Origin of the sequence: Nocardia sp. NBC_00565, assembly GCF_036345915.1 — a bacterium.
Taxonomy (GTDB): Bacteria; Actinomycetota; Actinomycetes; order Mycobacteriales; family Mycobacteriaceae; genus Nocardia.
On record NZ_CP107785.1, the window covers coordinates 194012 to 216650 of the forward strand.

Sequence of the window (22639 nt, forward strand, 5' to 3'; positions counted from 1 at the left end):
GGGTCTCAATCGATCTCGGTGCTCGGCCACAGCATGGTGCTGTGTGCCGCGATGAGTTCGGTTACGGGGGAAAGGAATTCGTCGACGGGCAGCGGGTCGATGCGGCGGCCGTCCCGAAGTCGCACCGCGACATGGTCGTTCGCGACCTCCTTCGGGCCGATCACGACCTGATAGGGGACCAGGCGGGCTTGGCGGATGCGCGCGCCTAGGCTGCCGAGCTCATGGTCGGCGATTTCGGCGCGCAGACCCAGGTCGCGGCAGCGCCGGGCGAGTTCCTCGGCGGGTGGTACCTCGGCCGCCGAGACCGGCAGGATGGCCAGTTGGGTCGGGGCCAGCCAGGCCGGGAAGGCGCCGCCGTGTACTTCGATGAGGTGCGCGACGGCGCGTTCGACACTGCCGATAATGCTGCGGTGCACCATGACCGGGCGATGCTTCGCGCCGTCCGCGCCGATGTAGTGCAGGTCGAACTGTGCCGGCTGGTGGAAGTCGACCTGCACGGTGGAGAGGGTGAATTCGCGGCCCGCGCCGTCGGTGAACTGGATATCGATCTTGGGACCGTAGAACGCGGCCTCACCCTCGGCCGATTCGTAGGGCAAGCCGGAACGGTCGAGGACCTCGGTCAGCATGGCGCTGGATCGCTGCCAGAGTTCCGGTGCCGCAACATATTTCCCGCCGGGACCGGGCAGCGAGAGCCGGTAGCGGGTCGGGTTGATGCCCAGAGCCGCGTGCGCCTGACGGATCAGTTCCAGCGCGCCCGCGACCTCGTCGGCGACCTGATCCACGGTGCAGAAGATGTGCGCGTCATTGAGCTGGATGGCGCGGACCCGGGTCAGACCGCCGAGTACACCGGAGAGTTCGGAGCGATACATTCCGCCCAATTCGGCCATCCGCAACGGCAATTCGCGATAGCTGTGCGAGCGCGAGCGGAACATGATCGCGTGGTGTGGGCACAGGCTCGGGCGCAGTACCATCTGCTCGCCGCCCAACTCCATGGGCGGGAACATATCGTCGCGGTAATGCGACCAGTGCCCGGATATTTCGTAGAGTTCTCGTTTCCCGAGTACCGGCGAATATACGTGCCGGTATCCGGCCCGCCGTTCCGCGGTGCGGATGTACTCCTCCAGGGCGTGGCGCACGGTGGCGCCGTCAGGCAGCCAGTACGGCAGCCCGGATCCGATCAGCGGGTCGGTGTCGAAGAGGCCGAGTTCGCGGCCGAGTTTGCGGTGGTCGTGCATGGTTCTCCTCGCGGACAGGGCGAGTAACCACAAGACGAAGCCCCGGGCACTCGCCCGGGGCTTGTCGATCAAGACATCAATCAGCGCGCCGGGACAGGTTCCGGCGTCGTCGTCACAGCAGCGCGCTTCATGCTCGCGACCCTACCAGGTCCGTCGCGGCGCACGCACGCGATTATTCCGACGGTGCTATCCGACCTGCTCAGCGAGGAAATCCTCCCAGGTGAGCTCGCCGACAGTCGCGCCTTCGAGGGTCAGGTTCTCCTTGGCGCGATACGCGCGGCCGACCTTGCCGGGCACCGGTACCGGCAGGAACAACCGTCGCTTGCCCTCGGCCTTCAGATAGTCGCGGACCAGCTCGGCCATCGGGTACACGGTCGGCCCCACCAGATCGGGCACACGCCCCGCCGGTGCGTCGCGAGTCAGCTCCACGAGCCGCGCGGCGACCTCCCGCGCATCGACCGGCTGCCACAGGACCGCGCCGGGAGCCGGGACGATCGGGCTCTTGGCCATGCCCCGCGCGGTCTTCAGTGCCAGATCGTGGAACTGGGCCGCGCGCAGAATGGTGAACGGAACACCCGACTCGATAATGGCTTGCTCGGCCGCGAACTTGGCCTTGAAGTAACCGATCGGCAGCTTATCGGCGCCGATGACTCCGATGTAGACGATGTGCCGCACCCCGGCCTTGGCCGCGGCGTCAACCAGATGCTGGGTCGCCACATCATCGCCCTTGGGGCCACCCGCGAGGTGCAGGATGATGTCCGCGCCGTCGACCGCCGCCTCGATACCCCTGCCCTGCACCAGATCACCGGTTACGAACTCGATGCCGTCGGTCGATTCGTGGGCGTTGCGGCTGAGCATCCGGATCTTGAAACCGGCATCCACCAGCAGTGGCGTGACGTGGCGGCCCAGCGTGCCGGTGCCGCCGGTCAGCAGGATGGTGGTCATGGTTCCTCCAAAGCTCGATCGGCCGATGGCCGCGTCAGTAGGTCTTCGTAGGTATGACGACGCTGCTGGGCGCGGTGTGACAAAGCTGGAGAACACGCAGGTACCAGCCGATGTGCGAAGGTGCCTGCCTCTACGATTCCCGAGTGACCGGATACGACAACGATGCCTTCGAGCACCTCGACACCTCGACCCTGCCGCCGCGCCAGCAGCGGATCCTGGCCACCATTCGCGATTGGGTGGTGCGGCACGGGTATGCGCCGAACACCCGCGAGATCGGCGACGCCGTCGGATTGCGCTCCTCATCCTCGGTCTCCAGACATCTGAAGTCTTTGGAGGACAGGGGATTTCTGCGTCGCAGTGAGACGATGTCGCGGCCGATCGACGTGCGAATGTTCCTGCAGGCCGCCGCGCCGCGGGAGCAGTCGCAGGATTCGGTGGCGGTGCCGGTTGTCGGTGATATCGCGGCAGGTACGCCCATCCTCGCCGAACAGCACACCGACGACATGATGACGCTGCCGCGCGAACTCGTCGGGCGCGGAACGGTTTTCGGCCTGCGCGTGCGCGGCGATTCGATGATCGAGGCGGCGATCTGCGACGGCGACCTCGTGGTGATCCGCAAACAGCACGAAGCGCATTCGGGTGACATCGTCGCCGCGATGATCGACGGCGAGGCGACGGTCAAGGTCTACCGCCGTCGCAATGGGCACGTCTATCTGGAGCCGCGCAATCCGGCCTATGACGTCATCGATGGTGACGAGGCCGTGGTTCTCGGGAAGGTCGTCTCGGTGATGCGTCGCGTGTGAGTTCGGCCGCGGCGACGGAAAATCCTTTGCCCGAGCTAATGACCATCGGTAGCGTCGCTTCGGTTTGTCCACCGATCGATCGAAGGAGTCGATGCCGTCATGAAAGTCGTCACCGAACGCGACATCAGGTCGTCGTTCATCAACTGTTCCAAGACCACCGCCAAGAAGTTGCCCGTACCCCGGGATCTGGACGGGCAGCCGTGGGATGACCTGGACTTCCTCGGCTGGAGCGATCCGTCGCTCCCCGGCCGCGGCTATCTCGTCGTCCCGCGCGAGGATCGCCTCGTCGGCGTCGCGCTGCGCTACGAAACTGGCGGATCCGGTCGGACCCAGATGTGCGCGGTCTGCCTGACCACGCATACCGGGCGCGGCGTCTCGCTGATGACCGCGCACAAGGCGGGTGAATCCGGTCGTCGAGGCAATTCGATCGGCACCTATATGTGTACCGATCTCGCCTGCTCGCTCTACGCGCGTGGCAAGCGAACGCCCGCACTGGGCAATCGGTATCGCGAAGACCTCATCACCGTGGAGACGAAGGTCGAGCGAGTCCGGGACAACATGAACGCCTTCATCACGAGGCTCTTCAGCTAGACCCAGCCCCTCCGGCTGCATCCGAAAGGGAGGTAGATGCCATGCGCCGACACTCAGGAACCGCGCACCGGTGCGCCCCGAGTTCCGCGAGCACCAGAACTCGGGGTGCATCGGATTCCGCTCCGGTCGAGACGGCCCGGACCTGGACCGGACCATCTCGACCGGAGCGGAATCCACACCGGCTCAGTTGGACGCATATTTTTTCGCTTTTCTTGATCTCTGCCCACCCGGAAAGACGGTCCCGTCTGGCTATCTCGGCATCAAGCTAGGACGGCTGACGGATCTCGGTGACGATGGTGTAGAGCTCGATGATGACGCCGTCTTTGGTACGAGCGATGTCCATGCCGCTGACCACCGGCGGTTGGTCGACGGGGCCGTATCGGAAGCCGAGGTGGCCGATGTCGTCGAGCGCCGACACGGGGCCTGCGGGTCGGAAGACCCAGTCCGGGTTTTCGGCACGCAACTCTTCGGCGCGGCGTTCGAGATCCTTGCGCCCGTGCACAATTCGGTCCGATTCGTGCCACACCACATCTTCGGTATAGGTCTCGGCGATGGCTGCGGCCCGGCGAGCCGGGTCGGGTTCGTTGAAGACGTCGAGAAGGTTGCGTCGCATCAGGTCGGCGGGGGAACTGGTCATGGCGAGTCCTTCCATGCGGGGTAGTCGCTGTAGCTCGACATTGAAGGTACTGCTCGCGTGGAAGGATCCAACGACATTCTGGATTGGTCGTCGTGGGTCGTGTTGTCGCCGCTGCGAGCAGAGGGCTGCTGGGCCGAGTTCATCAGCGCGGCCGCTGGCCTGCCGCAGCTGGACTTTCAGGATTCGCGGGCTGCGATTGCGGCTTGGATTCGTCGTAGCGTGCGCAGGCCTTTCTTTGCGGCGACGCTCACCATTCCGTCGAAGACTGTTGAGCCCCGGTCGTGGGCCATCATCCGTTCCAGCATCGGCACGGCACGATCGTCGCCGGTCGAACCGAGCGCGACAGCCGCCCAGTATCGCTGGTCCGGGTCGTCGCTGTCGGCCGCCTCGCACAGCCTCGGGATGACGTCCGGAGCGAATTTGGCCAGCGCGCTGGCGATATAGCCGATGCGGTAGTACCGGCGGTTCTCGAGTTCGTCCCATAGTGCAGCCAGCGCTGCATCGCCGCCGATCATGCCGAGGGCCTCGGCGGCACGTTCGCGCATTCCTCCGATCGAGTCCCGCAGCACGGGCGTGAGCGCCGGGACAACCGATTCGTCGCCGAGCGCGCCCAGCGCGATCACCGCTTGCTCTCGAGCCATCTCCTGTGGGTGGTCGAGCATCGCGACCAAGCCGGGAACCGCGTCGCGGAAGCCAAGCGCCGCGCAGCCCATCGCCGCCCATGCCTGGCAGTTGTACCGAGTGTCGGCAAGTGACGCGAGCAGCGGTGCCTTCAGAGTTTCGTCGCCGAAGACCACCGCCCGGTTCAACGCCCGGCTGTAGAGCGACCGGTGGTAGTCGGGATAGTCGCGGACGAGCGCGCACAGTGCTTCCTTGGCGGATGTGTCGCCCTCAGCAGCCCGCACGAGCAGGAGCCGCAGATTTTCCTCGCGGGTCTCGAGATCACCGTCTTTGAGGCGTCGCGCATCAGCTGGGTTCACCGCCCAACGGTACCTGGCGATAATCTCGTCCCCCCGACCACGTTTTGCGTGGTCAGCGCCGCCCGAAACGCACGTGAACCTGGACGGTGACTTGCATCGGCAATCTGACAGAAAACCAGCCATCACGATCTGCCACCTACCTGACACACTGCAGGTCACCGCGCTGGATCTGCGTCACGTCATCTGGCATCGGACAGCATTTCAGTGTGTTGCCGATGCCGAGATGGTCTCAGCCCGTTGATCTTCGGGCGTGCCCCGTAGCCGGTTCGATCAGTGCGGGAAGCGGCTATGTGCGGACGTTCAGACAGCCATCCAATCCAGCTGACGATTGCTGGACCGTACGAGAACGCCCGACAGGACTTGTTGAACACCGCTCCTGCGCGGTCGTCTTCGCGATTCCGGCCGACCGGGTTGGTGTTCAACAAGCGATCCATTCCCGCCGACTCGTGGTCTGATCCACTGTGGGCGCGCGGCGGTCTTGTGTCGAGGCCCGCGTGGTTCTGCTTCTTCGTCGCACGGCCAAGTGGCCGCATCTGCCCTGGGAACGGAGCCGGCAGGCAGTTCTCGACATCCTTGGCCAGGCGATGAGTTTCCGTGTCGCCGTAGGTCACTACTGTCGTGCGCACCAAAGCCCACGTTGGGGCCTACTAACAAAAGAGATTAGGGCTATGGCGATTCAGCGGATGGACAACGTTCTCATCGTTGTCGAGGACCTCGACGCTACTGTTGCGTTCTTCGTCGAACTCGGTATGGAGTTGGAGGGTAAGGGGCCTGTCGAGGGACGTTGGGTGGAACGTGTGATCGGGGTCGACGACGTCCGGCAGGACGTCGCAATGCTGCGGACTCCGGACGGCCACGGCCGGGTCGAGTTGGCGATGTTCCACACGCCGAAGGCGATCAGCGCTGAGCCGAAAAACGCACCGGCGAACACGCTGGGCATTCGTCGCATCATGTTCGCCGTCGATGACATTGAGGACGTCGTTGCCCGCCTACGCGCCCACGGCGCCGAACTCGTCGGCGAGATCGAGCAGTACGAGCAGAGCTATCGGCTCTGCTACGTCCGTGGCCCCGAAGACATCATCGTCGGGCTAGCCGAGCAGCTGAGCTGAAGGGGTGCCGCTTCGTCCCGTTCGGGACCCAGCACACACATCGGCACGTGCGAATGTCCTGAGCCGCAGTGGATCTCATCCGCCAACCGCGCGCTCCGCGGCATTCCCGGATGTCTGTTCGGCCGTCGCATCTAGGACGGTGCCGTGCGGGTGACTTCACGTGGTGTTTTGTCGGGGCGTAGTCCGCGCCAGGACGGGTGCCGGAGCCGACCCTCACCTGTCCACTCCGTGAAGGTCACTTCACCGACAAGTTCGGGCTCGACCCAGATGGCGTCGGCGACCAGGGCGTCGACAGGGGCCGTGTTGCGTTGCAGCGGTCGGAGTTTCGCGAATAGGTCGGTGAGCATCACCTGAGCGAATCCGGTGCCGACGTTGCCGATGTAGGTCAGTTTCCCGGTGTCGTCGTATACGGCCATCAGCAGTGAGCCGATGTGCCCGGCCCGCCGGCCGGTGCCCGGTTTCCAGCCGACGATCACCACCTCCTGATCGCGGGTGTTCTTCACTTTGATCCAGGCGGGACTGCGTCTTCCGGGGAGGTATGGGCTGTCGAGGCGTTTGCAGACGATGCCTTCGAGTCCGAGTCGGCGTGATTCGGCCAGCACGTCGGCACCGTATCCATGCAGTTGCGAGGAGATCCGCCAATGGGGACCGTGCGGGCTGATGCGATCGAGTAGCTCCCGTCTCTGCTGGTAGGCCAGGTCGACCAGCGGTCGGTCACCTATGTGCAACAGGTCGAAGATCATGTAGATCGCGGGGACGGCCGCGGCCAGGGTGCGGATGGCAGCCGGGCCGCGCTGATGAATGCGTGGCTGCAGCGCTTCGAACGAGGGCCGTCCGGCGGCATCGAACACGACGATCTCCCCGTCGAGCACGAACTCGCCGAGACCTGCCTTCGCGTGCGGCTGCCGCGCTGCTCACACGCGCGTGGTGGTGTGGGCCGCAGTGAGCAGGGTGCTGATCTCGGCGGCGAGGGTTTTGGTGAGGTCGGGGTCGTCGAAGCCTGCGGCGGCCCAGCAGCGGATACCGTCGGCCACCAGCATCTGCGCGATGCGGGCCGCGCGCACGACATCGACCTCGACGGGGATGCGGCCGTCGCGGTGGGCTTGCCGGAAGGGTTCGAGAAAAAGGTAGGCGATGTCGGCCTGGGTGGCGCCCTCGGCGAGGGCCCGTCGTTCGAGCCGGTACGTTTCCAAAACCGCTTCGAAGATCAGCTCTGGGGGGTAGTGACGGGCACGCTGTTCGAGGGTGCCGATGACCGCGGTGATCACGTCGACCAGTTCGTAAGGGCCCGAGACGACGGCTTCGGCGGCCAGATGCGCGTCGCGCATGGTGAACACCTCCACTTCGAGGAGTACGTCCTCTCGGCGTGAGAAGTACACGTAAAAAAGCGCTTTCGACACACCGGCGGCTTTGCAGATGTCGGTGACCGTGGTATCGGCGAAACCCTTGGTGCGCCACAACGCCATGGCCGCCTGCATGATCGCTTCCCGGCTGGCATGGGATCGAGCCCGGACCGGCGCCGCCCTTTTCTGACGATCGTCACCTCTTGGCCTGTGTGAATCTATCGCCATAGCAGGGATTCTACCGCACCACAATTATTGACCATAGTCAGAAAACTTGCGATGCTCCTCCCCATGAGCCCCAGCGGCGCAATCATCCGCCGGCGTCGCCGCACGGTGGCCGGTCCGACCTCGACAACCCATTCATCCGACGGGAGTCAACGACATGCAGACACTCACCGAGGACGAGGAGCAATCGACTGCCACGAATCTGAGAGCCCAGCAGGTGATCCTGTGGTCGACCCCGGTGGTCGCACTGGTGCTGCTCGTGCTGTTCGTGGGGTTTCCCGGCTTTTTCCCGCCGATGTCGCCGAATATGACAGCGACGGAGGTAGCGCAGTTCTACGCCGACAACACACCGCTGATCCGATTCAGCATGGTCGGTTTCAACCTGTGCGGGGTCATGATCGTGCCGTTCTTCGTGCTGATCATGGGTCAGATGCTGCGCATGCGCGGCCAGAGCCACATCTTCGCCTTCTCCTACCTCACCGCGATCGTCGCCGGAGTGACCTTGTTCGCGTTGTCGAACATCTTCTTCGCCGTCGCCGCTTTCCGCCCCGACCGGGGTGCGGAACTGGTTCAGGTACTCAACGACCTCGCCTGGATCATCTTCATCGCGCCGATCGGCATGCTGGTCGCCCAGTTCGTATTGCTCGCTCTGGCAGTGTATTTCGATGAACAACCGCAACCGATCTTCCCGAAATGGGTCTCGCCCTACTCACTTCTGACAGCGCTGGCCATGGCCCCCTCGGCCGGTGCCGCGGTGTTCCGGGACGGGCCGCTGGCGTGGGACGGCTTCGTGTCGTTCTGGCTCCGCAACGGCGCCTTCGCTCTGTTCGTCGCGGTGATGTTCTTCCTCGTGCGATCCGCGCTCCGACGCCAGATCCAGCAGGAGGGGATCACGTCATGACCGCCGTGACCACCACCTCACCCGACAGCGGTGCAGCAAGAAACGCCACCCCGAAAAGCAGAGCGGGGCTCGATGTCTGGATCACCTACTGGCTGTTCGCCGCCTTCTACACCGCCCTGTCGGTAGGGGTCGTATTCTTCGGCAGGGCAACACCACCACCGCGCCCGGACGTGACCGATCTGCAAGTGGCGCAGTGGTTCGACAAGCATCAGTGGGGAATCCAGGCCGGTTTCGCCGTGCTACTGGTCCTCGCGGGCGGAGCGGCGGTCTCCAACGGCATCATCGGCTACTTCATGAAACGCATGTCCTCGGGATCGCTGCTGGCCTACGCCTACATCGCTGGAATGGGAGTTGGCGCAATCCCCGGGTTCCAAGTGCTGCTCATCTGCTGGCTCACCGCGACTTTCCGCCCCGACCGCGATCCCGCGATCCAACACCTGCTCTACGACCTGGGCATGCTGTCCTACAACGGATCCCTGGGCTGCTTCACCGCTGCCTACACCGTGCTGGCGATCGCGATCCTCTACGACCGCAACCACATCTTCCCCAAATGGTTCGCCTACATCTCCATCTGGCAGATCGTCACCGAAGTCCTCGCCACCCAGATGTGGGTCTTCCGCTCCGGGGCGTTCTCCTGGAACGGAATGATCACCTTCTACATCGCGGTAGTCGTCTTCGGACTGTGGGTCGTGTGCCTGCTACCGATCATGCGCAACGCCACAAAAGCCGAGACCACAAACACCCCGCCCCGCTATCCCGCCGAGGTCACGCGATGACCATCTCCGATCAAGGCATCTCCCCCGAGACCGAACCACTCTCGGCCAAAGCTGAACGCGCACGACACATGCCCGGCGATATCGACATGTGGGTGATGATCCTGGGCGACCTGTTCTTCTTCGGCTGCTACTTCGTCGTCTACATGGTCTTCCGCGCGAGATCGGCCCAAGAGTTCTCCACCGCCCAGCAACATCTCAACATCGACATCGGTGTCACCAACACCGTCGTGCTGCTCACCAGCTCCATGTTCGTCGCCCTGGCCGTCATCTCGACCCGACAGGGAGCAATCCGGACAGCGCGACGACTCGTATTCGCCGCAGGCGCATGCGGACTGGTATTCATCGTCCTGAAAATCTATGAATGGCACCACGAGGTAACCAATGGCTACACCGTCGCCAACGAATTCTTCAGCTTCTACTACGTCCTCACCGGCATCCACCTCGCACATCTACTACTCGGCATGCTCATCCTCGGAATCGTCGTCCAAGAGCTACGCAACCCCCGCAAACAACGCGTGAGCATCGTCGAACAAGGCGCCCTGTTCTGGCACATGATCGACCTGCTCTGGGTCGTCATCTTCGCCATCATCTACCTCATGAGGTAACCCAATGACGACCCGAACCGCCACCGACAAAACACGAATCCGACACGACAAACGCATCATCATCTACGCGTGGATCGCACTCACAGCGATCACCCTCCTCGCCTGGCAACTCGCCCCCGGCCACGCCGACACCACCACCAGGCTCGACACCGGACTCATCATCGCCGTGGTCGTCCTCGGACTGATCAAATGCCGCCTGATCATCCGCTACTTCATGGAAATCCGACACGCCCCGACCTGGCTGAAAATCACCACCGACACTTGGCTGGCTGTCATCTGGATAACCGTGCTCGCCATCTACCTCTACTGAATAGTGGCTGCCCGTCACGAAGCTCGTTCAACAATCACACGCCCAACCCGCTGTGGCGACGCACGTGCACGATCTTCACGACAGTGACGAACTAGGCCGAGGTGCCCGGTTGCGGGCTGTGGTGGTCGGCGGCCCATGCGGCGATCTGTGCGCGCGAGGTGAAGCCCAGTTTGGTCAGGATATGTTCCACGTGTCCCTCGGCGGTGCGCTGTGAAATCACCAGCCGGGCGGCGATCGCCTTGTTGGTCAGACCTCGGGCAACGAGATCGGCGACCTGGCGCTCGCGCTTGGTCAGGTTTTCTGCTGAACGGGAGGCCGGCTCGGTGGCTTCGGCTCGCTCGCCGAGCGCGAAGCCCACCGCGGTATCGAAACTCATCGCGGCGCCTTGCTGGCGGGCCGCCTCGAATGCTCGTTCGCCGAGTGCGTTTCGGATGGACCGGACGCATTCGTCACGATAGACGTGCAAATCGCGAAACATGAGTGCGGAGCCGCCGGTAACACGGCCCAGCGAATCGGCGGCACCCATGAGGACAGCGGCGCGCCGGGCATGGTGCTGGTCGGCCGCGATCCAGGCCAGCGTCTCCAAACAGGCCCCGGCGACGAGCGGATCTGCCACCAGCCGGGACGATCGAATCCCCTGCTGCAGCAGGTGCACGGCGCGCTCAGGTTCATCCCTTCGCCATACGGTAAACCCCGCTGCCCACGACAACCATGCACGAAGCATCGTCTCACCGGCGGATTCGGTGATTGCGAGCCCCTTGTCGAGGTCCGCGAGAGCCCGCTCGGTATCCCCGTGCAATGCGTAGGCCCATCCGAGCGAAATCCGGGCGTCCAGCTGCAGTTTGAGGTTTCCTGATGCTTCGTAGGTGTCGACGGCATGGGCGAGGAGGGCGCCTGCGCGAGCCAGATCACCGTTACCGCCGGCAAGACACATATTTCCCTCGGCGTGCGCGAGCAGGGCTGTGACCAGCGGCTCGGCAGTCTGCTCGGCCAGGGTCCGGAGCTGTGTCATGGTGTCGGTGACGACCGGGAGGTCACCCTGCATCGCGGCCGTAACACCAGCTACGTGGAGTGCCTTTGCCCGGTCGGTGGTCGGCGCACCGGTCGTGTGGCCGAGCGCGCGCTCGCACCAGTGGCGGCCCTCGCTGAGCCGTCCACGCAGGGTCCAGAACATGTGGAGGGCGGCGGTCATCCGCAACGTGCAATCGTTGGACTCGGCCAGGCTGAATTCCAGCGCTTTGCGCAGATTGGGCAGTTCCCGCTCCAGCCGGGCAACCAATTGCAGCTGGTGCGGCCCGACCCATTCGGTCTCCGCCTGGGTCGCGAGCCGTTCGCACCACTGTCGGTGCCGCCGCGCGTATTCGAGGTACTTCCCACTCTCTTCGGCCTTCTCCTTGCCGTATTCCTGGACGGTCTCGAGCATCCGGAAGCGGATCGTGCCGTCGGTTTCTTCGCGGATCAGGATCGACTTGTCCACCAGCGCGGACAGCGCATCGAGCAATTCCGGCTCGGTCAGGTCGGTGCCGCACACCTGTTCGGCGGCGTCGAGCTCGAAACCGCCGGCGAATACCGACAGCTGATTCCACAGCAGCTGTTCGACCGGCGTGCACAGGTCATAGCTCCAGCCGATGCACCACCGTAGGGTCTGCTGCCGCATCGGGGCACCGCGATGCCCGCGAGTCAGCAGGTCGTAACGGTCGTCGAGCCGGGACAGGATCTGCTCGGGCGACATCGTCCGCAATCGGGCCGCGGCCAGCTCGATCGCCAGCGGTAACCCATCCAGGCGGGCGCAGATCCGGGCCACGGTGAGCCTGGTGTCGTCGGTGAGCTCGAAGCCCGGCACGGCTGCGGCGCCACGTTCGGCGAACAAGGTCACCGCGTCGTAGCGTGCCGCCGCGTGCAGCGCCGACTTGTCCGTCGGATCGGGAATTCCCAACGGGGGCACCGCGAACAATGATTCCCCGCCCACGCTCAGGGCCTCGCGGCTGGTCGCCAGAATCCGCAGCTGCGGACAGGTCCGCAGCAGCGATTCGGTCAGCGTCGCGACCGCATCGATCACCTGCTCGCAGTTGTCGAGCACCAGCAGCAGATTGCGCGAGGCCAACGATTCCGCCATCACCTCGAGCTTGGGCCGGGCACTCTGGTTCCGCAGACCGAGAGCGGCGGCCACGACGTCGACCACCAATGTCGCATCCCGCAGATCCCCCAACTCGACCAGCCACACGCCATCGGCGAAATCCCCCTTCACCATCTGGGCGACGCGCAGTGCGAGCCGGGTCTTGCCGACCCCGCCCATTCCGGTCATCGTCACCAGACGCGACCCCGCCAGCAGATTCTTGACCTCGGCCACCTGGATCCGCCGATCGACGAAGCTGGTGAGTTCGAGGGGAAGGTTCCCGATGCCGCTCCCTACCACCGACACCGACGTCACCGCCGATACCCGGTCGGCCCCTGCTTCACCGCGCAGGGCCATCTCGTCGACGGCGAAACCATGATTGTGTTCCACCTGCTGCAGTTGCCGGCCCAATTCCGCAGCGGTCGGGCGGTCCCGCGAGTCGCGCGACATCGCCGCCTCGATCACCGCGCACACGTCGTCGGGCATGCCGCTCTTGCGCAGATCGGGGACCGGTTGCTTCGTTATCCGCAGAAATTGCGCGACCACCTGCTCACCGCTGCGGCGTTCGAAGGCCGCGTGGCCGGTCAGCGCACAGAACAGCGTGGCTCCCAGCCCGTACACATCCGAGGCCCGGCTCGGGGCGTCGCCACCGAGGACCTCCGGAGCGGTGAACGCCGGTGAACCGGTGACCGTGCCGGTCGCCGTCTCGAATCCACCGGCGATGTGGGCGATCCCGAAGTCGGTCAACGCGGGTTCGCCGTAGTCGGTGAGCAGAATGTTTCCCGGCTTGATATCGCGGTGCAGAATCTCTGCCCGATGCGCCGTTTCCAGCGCACCCGCGATCTTCACCCCTAGGTGCAGCACTTCTGCGACCGACAACGGACCGTCGCGGCGAATGCGCGCATCGAGGGAGCCGTGGGAGTGGTATCGCATCACCAGGTAGGGCAGACCGCTCGCGGTCTCACCGACCTCGAGCACATCGACGATATTGGGATGCCCCGTCAGCCGCCCCATCGCACGTTGCTCGCGAAAGAAACGCTCCCGATTCTCGTCGACCTCGCCGGTCAGCACCTTCACCGCCACCGTGCGATCCACAGCCCGCTGGATACACCGATACACCTCGCCGAAACCGCCCCGCCCGATCTCCTGCGCATCCTCGAAACCGGCAGCACTCAACTCCGTGACGACATCAACACCGACATCACGCTGTGTCTGGAACGGATCGCTCTTGACCATCGGCTACTCGTGACCCTAACCCAGCCAGAATATCCCCGCCGTCCATGCCGGACCATGACGCCACCGTGGCCAGCGCGGCAGCCTGGTCGAACGACAGCCCGGCCGGTTTGGGCTGGTCGCGCAGCAGCGACCGCGCCAGTCCCTCGTCGAAATCAACGTTGCCCATCAGCGGAAACTGCTATCGCGGCGGTTCACGTAGTACGCCCGCGATGACCGAGGTCACGAGCTTGTGGGTGGCGGTGGGCTCGGGCGGGGTGTCTTTTCGGTCGGCGAAGAGTAGGTGTCCGCTGCCGATGAGGGTGAGTGCGAGGGTGTCGACGTCGGCGTCCGCGGCGATGCGGCCCAGGCCGCGTTCGGCGGTGAGGTAGGTGGCGAGCATGGCCGTTGCTTCGGTGAGCAGGGGGACGCCGGGTGGTCTGACTTGGCGGAGGCGGGTGCGCAGTTCGTCGCGGAAGGTGACGAGGCTGACGATGGCCACGGCGACCGATTCGAAGATGTCGGTCAGCGCGTCGGTGAGGTTGTCGGCAACCGTGCGGGTCCCGGCGGATTCGCGCAGCGCGGTGGACTGCTGATCGATGCGGCCGATGCGGTCCAAGACCAGTTCGGTGAGAAAGGCGTCGAAGTCGGCGAAGTGCCGGTGCAGGACGCCTTTGGCGCAACCGGCCTCGGTGGTGACCGCGCGGCTGGTCAGCGCGTTGGGTCCGTCCCGGAGCAGGATTCGCTCGGCGGCGTCGAACAATTGCTCGCGCGGATCGCGGATGGCCACGCCTGTCGGCACGGTGCCTCCTTCGCTGTACTTGATCGGTTGGCAAGTGGGCGTGTGCCCACTATGGTGGGCGCATGCCCACTCTACCTCCGGAGCGCATGCCCGGCTCCCCACGCGAATCCCATCAAGCCCGTGAGCTGGCCGAATCCTTCGGCTCGGACCCCGAACGCTATGACCGAGCCCGGCCCCGATACCCCGACGCCATGGTCGACGCGATCGTCGCCGCGAGCCCCGGTCGCGATGTGGTCGATGTCGGCATCGGTACCGGCATCGCCGCCCGCAAATTCCAGGCGGCGGGGTGCCGGGTACTCGGGGTCGAAGTCGATGCCCGGATGGGTGACTGGGCACGACAGCAAGGATTCGAGGTCGAGGTGGCGGCCTTCGAAGCCTGGGACGCCGCGGGCCGAACCTTCGACGCCGTCATCTCCGGACAGACCTGGCACTGGGTGGAACCGGTCGCCGGAGCCGCGAAGGCAGCCGATGTACTACGACCGGGCGGGCGGCTGGCCGCGTTCTGGAACGCCGGCCAGCCACCGACCGAATTGGCGCAGGCCTTCGCCGCGGTCTATCGCCAGGTCGCGCCCGACTCGCTCGCCGCCCGCTGGTCGGCCGCCGCGGCGACGAGCGCGTACTCGGCGCCGTACGCCAAGGTGACCGACGGCATAAGAGCCGCTGGTGGTTTCGGTGATCCGGAGCAGTGGAGCTTCACCTGGGAGCGGCCCTACACCCGAGATGAGTGGTTGGACCAACTGCCCACCACCGGAGGCCATGCGCAGTTCTCGGCGGCCACACAGGACGAGGCGCTGGCTGGGATCGGGGCCGCCATCGACGCGGCGGGCGGTTCCTTCACGGTGCAATTCACCACGACAGTGGTCACCGCGGTGCGCTCCCGCTGAGTACTAGGAGCGTGTCACCTCCGCGCGGTGAACGAGTTCGGCAATGTGGTCCGCGAATGTGGACCACAGCTCTGGGGGCAATCGCTCGCTCGGATAGATTCGAAGGTGGGGAGGACCTCATCGTGGCTGGTCAGCGCCGCTCGATGGGATTGCGCCGCAGCTCTTGTCGGCCGCGAATCCGCGCACCGGGAGCGCGGGGTTATCCACAGGCCGAAAGTTATCAACAGACTTTTTATTTCGCCTGTTCAGCATCCATGCCCGTCCCTGACCCGGGATTAGCGTCGCCGCCATGTCACGACATGACGAGCGCGAGCGGGTTCGGCGGCGATTGAGCGCGTTGACCGAACGAGTCGGTGCCAGCCGAACGATCGGCGGCGGGGGTTCGGTGCGTGCCGAGCGCGGGGCTACTGGGGTTTATGGCCCGGTGTTGCCGCAATCGTCGAGAACCGGTCGGTTGCCGCGGCTCCGACAACCGAGTGGAGAACGATCGGGTGCCGGAAACCGGTCGGGGCGCGGAAAGCCGTTCGCCGGTGTGGGCAGTGGGCGGTGGGATGACGAGCAGCTGCCCGAGGTGGAGTCCGACCCTGAGGATGCGCGGACCGCGGACCGTGGGTCCGACTCAGGGGATCCGAGCGTCGAGTCGGATGAGGACTGGGTGGACGCGGCTGAAGAGGTGCGCGCTCCGGGTTGGCTGGATGAGCCCGAGGCCGGCTCGCGGTGGCGGGATCGGCTTGTGCCGGAACGCTTTCGGGGAAGTCGGGTGGATCCTGGGTGGCGGGGATTGGTGACGCTGGCCGCGGTCGGGCTGGCGGCGGTGATCGTCGCGGCAGTTGTGGTGTTGCGCGAGCGTCCGGTCGCGCAGGCGGTGCCGCCACTGGCGGTGCGAACCAGTACGGCCACGGTCTCCGCGGGTCTGTCGATGGCGGCACCGCCTGGCTCGGTTCCGTCAGCGACATCGGTAAGCGACTCTCCCGCAACGGAATTGGTTGTGAGTGTGGTCGGGCTCGTGCGCCGTGGGGGTCTGGTGCGGTTACCCCCTGGATCGCGCGTCGCCGACGCGCTGACCGCCGCGGGCGGGGCGAAGGACGGCGCGGATCTCAACGGCCTCAACCTGGCGCAGCGCTTGCAGGACGGCGATCAAGTACTCGTCGGCCCGAGCGGTCCCAACTCGGGCCCGCAGCTCGGCAGCGCAACGATCAACGCGGGCGGACGAGCGCCGACCGCTTCGGCGCCGAACGCCGCCGCATCGCCCCGCTCATCCAGCAAAGTCGATCTCAACACTGCGACCGAAGCCGAACTCGACGCCCTCCCCGGCATCGGCCCGGTCACCGCCCGCGCAATTGTCGCCTGGCGCACCACCAATGGCCGATTCACCGACATCACCCAACTCGGCGACGTCGACGGCATCGGCCCCGCCCGCCTCGCCCGCCTGCGCGACCTGGTGACGACATGACCGTGCCCGGGAGCGTATCGGGATCGGATGAGTTCGATCGACTGCCTGAGCGCGGTGATCGGCAGACCGTGGGCGATCATGCCGACTCGGCTGCTGAGGGCGATAGTCGCTGGGGCACTCGGGATCACGGTCGTCGGGTGCGTGGCCGCGCTGCGCGGGGCGGTGGTCGGCGAACCGTTGGCGGCCCTGTCGGCCGCGATGTGGGGAGCAGTGGTCGGCGTCCCGTTGAGGACTATGACGGTCGGGGTGCGCGGGGTGGTGGTCGCCGAGTTGTTGGGGACCATGACGGTCGACGGTCGGCGTGCGGGGGCCGTCGGGCTGTGGGGAAGGCCGGTCGTCGGATTGCTGGGGAGGTCGATTCTGGGGCAGGCGCGGGTTCCGATTCGATCTCGGGGGAGGAGGTGCTGGATGCTCGGTTGTTGCCTGCGGCGTTGTGTTGTTGGGGGGCAACGATTGTCGCGTTGACGGCGGGGTGGATGGCGGGGTTGGTGCTGGCGGCGGCGCTCGTCATGTTGGCGATCGGGTTGTGGGTGGTGCTCTTGCGTGCGTTGGCGCATCCGAGTGAACGGTGGCGGGTGGTCGCGGTGGCGGCTCTTGCGGCGATGCTGCTCGGTGCCGGGTTCGCGGCGGCCGGGGCGTGGCGTGAGCACCGGGTGGTGACACATCCGTTGCGCAATACCGCGGCCGGGGTTTCGGTGCGGGTGGTGGTTGTGCCGACCGATGATCCGAAACCGGTGCGGTCCAGTGCATTCGGTGGTGAGCGGCAGTGGACGGTGCGGGCTCGGCTGCGGGAGTACCGGCAAGGCGCGTCGACCGTGCGGGCGGGCGGTGCGGTGGTCGTTCTGGCGTCCGGTGCGGACTGGGGTGAGCTGCTGCCCGGTCGTGCGGTGGAGTTTCGCGCTAAGTCGGAGCAGCCGTGGCATCGCGATCTCACCGCCGCCACGTTGCGCGCGCAAGGGCCACCGGTCGCGGTCGGCGCGTTGCCCTGGTGGCAGCGGGTGGCCGCGGTGGTGCGCGCCGACCTTGCCACCGCGGCCGCGCGGGTACTGCCCGAACGGCAGGCGGGGCTGTTGCCCGCGCTGGTCGTCGGGGATACCTCCGCGTTGCCCGACGAGGTGCGCGAGGAGTTCGAAATCGCTGGGCTGGAACATCTTTGTGTAGTCAGCGGGGCCAACTTCACGATTCTGTTGGCGGTTGTGCTCGGCGCGGTGCGGCTGCTCACCCTCGGCCCGCGCATCGGGGCCGTGATCGCGGCGGCGGCGCTGGTGATGTTCATTGTCCTCGCGCGGCCGGACCCGAGTGTGCTGCGGGCGGGCGCGATGGGCGCGATCACGTTGCTCGCATTGCTGACCGGACGTCGCAAACAAGCGCTGCCCGCACTCTGCGCGGCGGTCATCGGACTGCTCGCGGTATCGCCGGAACTGGCGGTGCGGGCTGGTTTCGGGCTGTCGGTACTGGCGACCGCCGGGCTGATCCTCTTGGCTCCGAGCTGGGCGGACTGGTTGCGTGCCCGTGGCTGGTGGCGGGTGCCGGCCGAGATCGTCGCGGTATCAGCCGCCGCATTCGTCGTGACGACACCACTCGTGGTCGCGTTGACCGGACACCTCAGCCTGGTCGCGATCTTCGCGAATATCCTGGTCGAACCGGTGATCGCACCGGTCACGGTGCTCGGCGCGATCGGCACCGCGCTCGCGGCGGCCTGGCCGCCACTGGCCGAACTGGTACTGCGCTGCGCCGAACCGCCACTGTGGTGGCTGCTGTTCGTCGCCGAGCACGCGGCGAACATACCGGGCGCGGAGATATCGGTGCCCGACGGCACCATCGGCGGGCTGATCGCCTGTGCCGCAGTAGTTCTCGTGGTACTGGCCCTGCGATTCGCGCTGCTGCGCCGCCTTGCCGCTGCCGTACTGCTCGGCGTCGCGGTGGTGCTGATTCCGGTCCGTGTCTGGCATCCGGGTTGGCCTCCCGCAGGCTGGGTATTGGCCGCCTGCGATGTCGGCCAGGGCGACGGACTGGCCATATCCGTCGGTGACCACGCAGCGGTGGTCATCGATGTCGGCCCCGACCCGCGAACCATCCGCACCTGCCTGGATCGCCTGCGTATCAACCGAATAGCGCTCCTCGTCCTCACCCACCCGCATGCCGACCACATCGCCGGTCTCGCCGGCGCCCTACAAGGCCGCTCTGTCGACGCCCTGGCGGTTGGCCCCGGCGAACTCCCCGCATCGGCACTCGCGAGTCATATCGGAGAGCGGGAGACCGCGAATACATCCAGATCCGAGTTGGATTCAGGCGAGTCGACCGGAACCAGCCGAGCTCCCACACCGGTGCCGAATCCGAAATCGCCAGGGCCGGTGGGAGATCCGCGCGCACAAGTCAGCGGGCCGGAACAAGTCGCAAGTCTCGCGGCACACGCACATATCCCAGTGCTCGAGCTTTCCGCCGGACAGGTATTGCGTTTCGGCACTGTCGAATTGGACGTACTCGCGCCCGCGCCACTCGAACGCCGCCCGACCAGCACCCCCAGCGCTGACGATGCCAACGACCGCTCGATCGTCATCGCCGCCACCACACCCGCGGGCCGCATCCTGTTCACCGGCGATATCGAAGCTCCGGCGCAACAGCGGCTGCTGCATTCCGGAGCCTCCGTCCAGGCGGACATTCTGAAAGTCCCGCACCACGGGTCGCGAACCACTACAAGGGAATTCCTCGCCGCTGTCCGGCCTCGTCTCGCGCTGGTGAGTGTCGGCGCCGACAACACCTTCGGTCACCCGAATCCGGGGGTACTCGCGGATCTGGCCGCTCTGGGGGTCGTCGTAGCGCGCACCGACCGACAGGGCGATGTACTGGTCCTGGGCGAGGGTCGGCAGTTACGAACCGTGACCGCCCAGCCGGTCGGATCTGTATCCCGTTAGTCCGAAAGAACTAGAGGAGTTTGCTGTCAGTCGGGGCGTGAGCATGGCAAACAGAAATGTGACGACTGTCCGAGCACCCGCAGGCTACCTGGACCAGTAGGCGGAGCAGTTGGGCTTTGCAACCGAGCAGCCGATGTTGTTCGGGCTGGTCACCCCAGCCTTGATGTAAGAGTGGCAGGGGAACGAGCATCCCGAGGCAACCTGGACCAGGCGGCGGAGGAGCTGGGTTCGGCAACTGAGCAGGACATGGCGCCGGCTGGTCAACCTAGTCTTCGATGCGGGAGCGGCAGCGGAACGAATGGGTCGCAGAGCGGGGAGGTTTGTGAGGCCCAATGGGTCTGTCGGAAGCGGACCGTAAGATGCCTCGCGTGAGCGAGCGCAGCGAGCGAACCAAAGACACAACGCCATCGAGCACGACGGAGCCGAGCATCAGCGAGGCCCAGTCGTGAGCGAACGGACTGCGGCAGTGCACCTGGTGCTAGGTGATGAAGAGCTGTTGGTCGAGCGGGCGATCGCGGGGATTACGGCGCAGGTGCGGGGGAATGCGCCGGATCCCGATGCGGTGCCCGTTGATCGGCTGCGGGCGGGGGATGCCAATACCGCGGAACTAGCGGAGCTGTTGAGTCCCTCGCTGTTCGCCGAGGATCGGGTGATCGTGCTCGAGTCGGCGGCGGAGGCGGGCAAGGACGCCGTCGCGGTGATCACCGATGCCGCCACGGATCCGCCCGAGGGCGTCGTGCTGGTGGTGCTGCACTCCGGGGGTGGCCGGGCCAAGGCGCTGGCGCCCGCGCTGCAGAAGATGGGGGCGCAGGTACACGATTGCGCCAAGCTAACCAAGGCAACCGAACGGGTGGAGTTCGTGCGCGGCGAATTCCGGACCGCCGGAGTACGCGTTTCGAGCGATGTCGTGCAGGTGATGCTGGAGGCCGTCGGCTCGGACCTGCGGGAGTTGGCCGCCGCCTGTTCGCAGTTGGCCTCCGATACCGGCGGCAAGATCGATATCGCCGCGGTGCGCCGCTACTACTCCGGCAAGGCCGAGATCTCCGGCTTCGATGTCGCCGAACTCGCGGTGGCGGGGGATCGGCCCGGTGCCATGGAAGCCTTGCGCTGGGCCAATGACCGCGGCGTGCCGCACGTACTGCTCGCCGACGCGCTCGCCGACTCCGTACACACCATCGCCCGTGTCGGTTCCGCGGGCCGCGGCGACCCGTTCAAGCTGGCCCAGCAGTTGGGCATGCCGCCGTGGAAGGTGAAGAAGGCCCAAGCCCAGGCCCGCGGCTGGAACCAGGCCAGTATCGGCACCGCCCTCCAGGTCGTCGCCACCCTGAACGCCGACGTCAAGGGCGGTGCCGCCGACGCCAACTACGCGCTGGAACATGCGCTGATGCAGATCCTGGACCTGCACACGGCTGGCTGAACCACCCCGATCATCGCGCTGCTGGAGATGGAATCCCAAGATCCTGCAGCACGCGGGTCGTGCGGCGGGTCGCGCGTCCATCGTTCAGGCGGTGCGCAATCTGACCGGCCCGGCGACCACGGACTCGGGCAACCCGTCGAGAGCACCATCTCCGGCGATAGCGTCCCCTGCGTGAACTGACGACGGCACCAACGGATTTCGACTGAACTACGGTGCGGCGATCAGTCCCACCGCACCAGCGACCCATCGGAACTCAGTCGCGCCCTTCGATCTTCAGCTCGCCGAAGACCACCCCGCGAGTCATCGGCCGAGCCAGCATGTCGTGCGGGAAGCCCAACTCCACCGCGCTGGCCTGTTCCAACCGGGCCACCTGCGCCGCATCGAACTCCACCTCGAGCGCCCCGAGGTTGTCCTCCAACTGCGCGGCCGTGCGCGCACCGATGATCGGCGCGGTCACGCCCGGATTGCGCAGCGTCCAGGCAAGCGCCACCTGCGAGGGTGTCTTACCCAGTTGTGCCGCAACATCTTTCACCACATCGGCGATGGCGAGCCCGCGTTCGGTGAGTGAACCGTTGGCCGCCGCCACGTTCTTACGGGTGCCCTCCGGTGCGCCCGCCGCGTCGTGATCGAGATCGGCGCGGCGGTATTTGCCGGTGAGCACACCGCTGGCCAGCGGCGACCACGGCACCACCCCGAGGCCCATTTCCTGCGCCATCGGAATGAGGTCGCGCTCGACGGTCCGCTCGATCAGGCTGTATTCGATCTGCAGCGCGATCAGCGGCGACCAGCCGCGCAGGTCGGCGATGGTCTGCATGCGCGAGATCTGCCAGGCCGGTGCGTCGGAGATGCCGACGTAGAGCACCTTGCCCGCGCGCACCAGATCGTCCATACCGCGCAGGATTTCCTCGACCGGGGTCAGGAAGTCCCAGGCGTGCAGGTACAGCAGGTCGATGTAGTCGGTGTTCAGCCGACGCAGGCTGGCCTCCACCGAACCGGTCATGCTCTTGCGGCTGTTACCGCCGGAGTTCGGGTCGTCCGGTCGCCGCAGCATCGTGTATTTCGTTGCCAGCACCAGACTTTCGCGATTGTCGGCGCTGAACTCACCGAGCAGCTGCTCGGAGGTGCCATTGGTGTACTGGCTGGCGGTGTCGATGAAGTTGCCGCCGCGCTCGACGTAGGTGTCGAAGATCTTGCGGGCCTCGTCCTTATCGGCGCCCCAACCCCAATCGGCGCCGAACGTCATGGTCCCCAGGGACAGCGGAGACACCCGAAGACCCGAGCGGCCGAGCTGCCGGTAGGTATCGAGGGTGCGGGCTCCGGACATGTCGTGCTCCTGTCGTCGTGCTTCGTTTCCGATGCCACCGAGTCTGGAGCGGTGCG

The 22639-nt window shown here is 65.9% G+C and carries 21 protein-coding genes and 1 pseudogene; 12 read left to right on the forward strand and 10 right to left on the reverse strand.

Annotated elements, in window-relative coordinates; translation table 11 throughout:
- Window positions 1–5: 5 nt before the first annotated feature.
- Both thrS and OG874_RS01255 read right to left on the reverse strand, forming a co-directional pair.
- Window positions 6–1307 (reverse strand): threonine--tRNA ligase, encoded by a 1302-nt coding sequence (gene thrS / locus OG874_RS01250; RefSeq protein ID WP_330253272.1) that lies wholly within the window; start codon window positions 1305–1307, stop codon window positions 6–8.
- Window positions 1308–1421: 114 nt separating this feature from the next.
- The gene (locus OG874_RS01255; RefSeq protein ID WP_330253273.1) at window positions 1422–2180 is read right to left on the reverse strand and encodes an SDR family oxidoreductase; all 759 of its coding nucleotides are present in this window, start codon (window positions 2178–2180) and stop codon (window positions 1422–1424) included.
- A gap of 110 nt (window positions 2181–2290) precedes the next feature.
- On the opposite strand from OG874_RS01255, the gene lexA reads away from it, so the two are divergent.
- Both lexA and OG874_RS01265 read left to right on the forward strand, forming a co-directional pair.
- The gene (lexA, locus tag OG874_RS01260) at window positions 2291–2983 is read left to right on the forward strand and encodes a transcriptional repressor LexA (RefSeq protein WP_330253274.1); all 693 of its coding nucleotides are present in this window, start codon (window positions 2291–2293) and stop codon (window positions 2981–2983) included.
- 99 nt (window positions 2984–3082) lie between these two features.
- On the forward strand, window positions 3083–3574 hold the full coding sequence (locus OG874_RS01265; protein ID WP_330253275.1) for an FBP domain-containing protein: 492 nt from the start codon (window positions 3083–3085) through the stop codon (window positions 3572–3574).
- 265 nt (window positions 3575–3839) lie between these two features.
- Here OG874_RS01265 and OG874_RS01270 read toward each other — a convergent pair whose 3' ends face one another.
- Both OG874_RS01270 and OG874_RS01275 read right to left on the reverse strand, forming a co-directional pair.
- The gene (locus tag OG874_RS01270) at window positions 3840–4211 is read right to left on the reverse strand and encodes a nuclear transport factor 2 family protein (RefSeq protein ID WP_330253276.1); all 372 of its coding nucleotides are present in this window, start codon (window positions 4209–4211) and stop codon (window positions 3840–3842) included.
- A 176-nt stretch (window positions 4212–4387) separates the two neighbouring features.
- On the reverse strand, window positions 4388–5314 hold the full coding sequence (locus OG874_RS01275) for a HEAT repeat domain-containing protein (RefSeq protein ID WP_330253277.1): 927 nt from the start codon (window positions 5312–5314) through the stop codon (window positions 4388–4390).
- A 545-nt stretch (window positions 5315–5859) separates the two neighbouring features.
- On the opposite strand from OG874_RS01275, the gene OG874_RS01280 reads away from it, so the two are divergent.
- On the forward strand, window positions 5860–6300 hold the full coding sequence (locus OG874_RS01280) for a VOC family protein (RefSeq protein ID WP_330253278.1): 441 nt from the start codon (window positions 5860–5862) through the stop codon (window positions 6298–6300).
- A gap of 131 nt (window positions 6301–6431) precedes the next feature.
- Here OG874_RS01280 and ligD read toward each other — a convergent pair.
- Window positions 6432–7181 (reverse strand): annotated as a pseudogene (gene ligD, locus OG874_RS01285) (non-homologous end-joining DNA ligase); the annotation flags it as partial.
- 33 nt (window positions 7182–7214) lie between these two features.
- Window positions 7215–7778 carry a TetR/AcrR family transcriptional regulator gene (locus OG874_RS01290; protein WP_330253279.1) on the reverse strand — a complete coding sequence of 188 codons (564 nt, stop codon included), beginning with the start codon at window positions 7776–7778 and terminating at the stop codon, window positions 7215–7217.
- Between the two features lie 247 nt (window positions 7779–8025).
- On the opposite strand from OG874_RS01290, the gene OG874_RS01295 reads away from it, so the two are divergent.
- The 4 genes from OG874_RS01295 to OG874_RS01310 are packed head-to-tail and all read left to right on the forward strand — an operon-like array spanning window position 8026 to window position 10460.
- Window positions 8026–8769, forward strand: a complete 744-nt coding sequence (locus OG874_RS01295; protein ID WP_330253280.1) for a hypothetical protein — start codon at window positions 8026–8028, stop codon at window positions 8767–8769.
- Complete coding sequence (locus OG874_RS01300; protein ID WP_330253281.1) at window positions 8766–9545, forward strand: hypothetical protein; 780 nt, start codon at window positions 8766–8768, stop codon at window positions 9543–9545. The genes OG874_RS01295 and OG874_RS01300 overlap by 4 nt, the downstream gene beginning before the upstream one ends.
- Window positions 9542–10150, forward strand: coding sequence for a cytochrome c oxidase subunit 3 (locus OG874_RS01305; RefSeq protein WP_330253282.1), 609 nt, complete (start codon window positions 9542–9544; stop codon window positions 10148–10150). The genes OG874_RS01300 and OG874_RS01305 overlap by 4 nt, the downstream gene beginning before the upstream one ends.
- Window positions 10151–10154: 4 nt before the next feature.
- Window positions 10155–10460 carry a cytochrome C oxidase subunit IV family protein gene (locus tag OG874_RS01310; RefSeq protein ID WP_330253283.1) on the forward strand — a complete coding sequence of 102 codons (306 nt, stop codon included), beginning with the start codon at window positions 10155–10157 and terminating at the stop codon, window positions 10458–10460.
- 91 nt (window positions 10461–10551) lie between these two features.
- Here OG874_RS01310 and OG874_RS01315 read toward each other — a convergent pair whose 3' ends face one another.
- From OG874_RS01315 to OG874_RS01325, 3 genes are read right to left on the reverse strand one after another with little or no spacing between them, the layout of a single operon-like run.
- Window positions 10552–13812, reverse strand: coding sequence for a protein kinase domain-containing protein (locus tag OG874_RS01315; RefSeq protein WP_330253284.1), 3261 nt, complete (start codon window positions 13810–13812; stop codon window positions 10552–10554).
- Complete coding sequence (locus OG874_RS01320) at window positions 13778–13978, reverse strand: hypothetical protein (protein WP_330253285.1); 201 nt, start codon at window positions 13976–13978, stop codon at window positions 13778–13780. Before OG874_RS01320 ends, OG874_RS01315 begins: the two co-directional genes overlap by 35 nt.
- A 12-nt stretch (window positions 13979–13990) precedes the next feature.
- Window positions 13991–14590, reverse strand: a complete 600-nt coding sequence (locus OG874_RS01325; RefSeq protein WP_330253286.1) for a TetR/AcrR family transcriptional regulator — start codon at window positions 14588–14590, stop codon at window positions 13991–13993.
- Between the two features lie 62 nt (window positions 14591–14652).
- Between OG874_RS01325 and OG874_RS01330 the strand changes: the two genes are divergently transcribed.
- The 5 genes from OG874_RS01330 (at window position 14653) to holA (ending at window position 21259) form a co-directional block, all read left to right on the forward strand.
- Window positions 14653–15474, forward strand: coding sequence for a class I SAM-dependent methyltransferase (locus OG874_RS01330; RefSeq protein WP_330253287.1), 822 nt, complete (start codon window positions 14653–14655; stop codon window positions 15472–15474).
- Between the two features lie 571 nt (window positions 15475–16045).
- Complete coding sequence (locus tag OG874_RS01335; RefSeq protein WP_442943486.1) at window positions 16046–16927, forward strand: helix-hairpin-helix domain-containing protein; 882 nt, start codon at window positions 16046–16048, stop codon at window positions 16925–16927.
- 27 nt (window positions 16928–16954) lie between these two features.
- Entirely contained in the window at window positions 16955–17392 is a 438-nt protein-coding gene (locus OG874_RS01340; RefSeq protein ID WP_330253289.1) for a hypothetical protein, read from the forward strand.
- Window positions 17389–19842 carry a ComEC/Rec2 family competence protein gene (locus tag OG874_RS01345; protein WP_330253290.1) on the forward strand — a complete coding sequence of 818 codons (2454 nt, stop codon included), beginning with the start codon at window positions 17389–17391 and terminating at the stop codon, window positions 19840–19842. The genes OG874_RS01340 and OG874_RS01345 overlap by 4 nt, the downstream gene beginning before the upstream one ends.
- Window positions 19843–20287: 445 nt before the next feature.
- Window positions 20288–21259: a DNA polymerase III subunit delta gene (gene holA, locus OG874_RS01350; protein ID WP_330253291.1), complete on the forward strand. Its 972-nt coding sequence runs from the start codon at window positions 20288–20290 to the stop codon at window positions 21257–21259.
- Between the two features lie 253 nt (window positions 21260–21512).
- On the opposite strand, the gene OG874_RS01355 is transcribed toward holA, so the two are convergent.
- Window positions 21513–22583, reverse strand: coding sequence for an aldo/keto reductase (locus OG874_RS01355; RefSeq protein WP_330253292.1), 1071 nt, complete (start codon window positions 22581–22583; stop codon window positions 21513–21515).
- Window positions 22584–22639 lie beyond the last annotated feature (56 nt).

Coding starts and splice junctions, on each gene's coding strand:
- OG874_RS01355 (WP_330253292.1), bottom strand. CDS start 22,583: ATGTCCGGAGCCCGCACCCTCGATACCTACCGGCAGCTCGGCCGCTCG.
- OG874_RS01255 (WP_330253273.1), bottom strand. CDS start 2,180: ATGACCACCATCCTGCTGACCGGCGGCACCGGCACGCTGGGCCGCCAC.
- lexA (WP_330253274.1), top strand. CDS start 2,291: ATGTGCGAAGGTGCCTGCCTCTACGATTCCCGAGTGACCGGATACGAC.
- OG874_RS01305 (WP_330253282.1), top strand. CDS start 9,542: ATGACCATCTCCGATCAAGGCATCTCCCCCGAGACCGAACCACTCTCG.
- OG874_RS01320 (WP_330253285.1), bottom strand. CDS start 13,978: ATGGGCAACGTTGATTTCGACGAGGGACTGGCGCGGTCGCTGCTGCGC.
- OG874_RS01310 (WP_330253283.1), top strand. CDS start 10,155: ATGACGACCCGAACCGCCACCGACAAAACACGAATCCGACACGACAAA.
- OG874_RS01315 (WP_330253284.1), bottom strand. CDS start 13,812: ATGGTCAAGAGCGATCCGTTCCAGACACAGCGTGATGTCGGTGTTGAT.
- OG874_RS01300 (WP_330253281.1), top strand. CDS start 8,766: ATGACCGCCGTGACCACCACCTCACCCGACAGCGGTGCAGCAAGAAAC.
- OG874_RS01280 (WP_330253278.1), top strand. CDS start 5,860: ATGGCGATTCAGCGGATGGACAACGTTCTCATCGTTGTCGAGGACCTC.
- OG874_RS01275 (WP_330253277.1), bottom strand. CDS start 5,314: ATGGCTGGTTTTCTGTCAGATTGCCGATGCAAGTCACCGTCCAGGTTC.
- OG874_RS01270 (WP_330253276.1), bottom strand. CDS start 4,211: ATGACCAGTTCCCCCGCCGACCTGATGCGACGCAACCTTCTCGACGTC.
- OG874_RS01340 (WP_330253289.1), top strand. CDS start 16,955: ATGAGTTCGATCGACTGCCTGAGCGCGGTGATCGGCAGACCGTGGGCG.
- OG874_RS01330 (WP_330253287.1), top strand. CDS start 14,653: ATGCCCACTCTACCTCCGGAGCGCATGCCCGGCTCCCCACGCGAATCC.
- OG874_RS01290 (WP_330253279.1), bottom strand. CDS start 7,778: ATGCAGGCGGCCATGGCGTTGTGGCGCACCAAGGGTTTCGCCGATACC.
- OG874_RS01295 (WP_330253280.1), top strand. CDS start 8,026: ATGCAGACACTCACCGAGGACGAGGAGCAATCGACTGCCACGAATCTG.
- OG874_RS01265 (WP_330253275.1), top strand. CDS start 3,083: ATGAAAGTCGTCACCGAACGCGACATCAGGTCGTCGTTCATCAACTGT.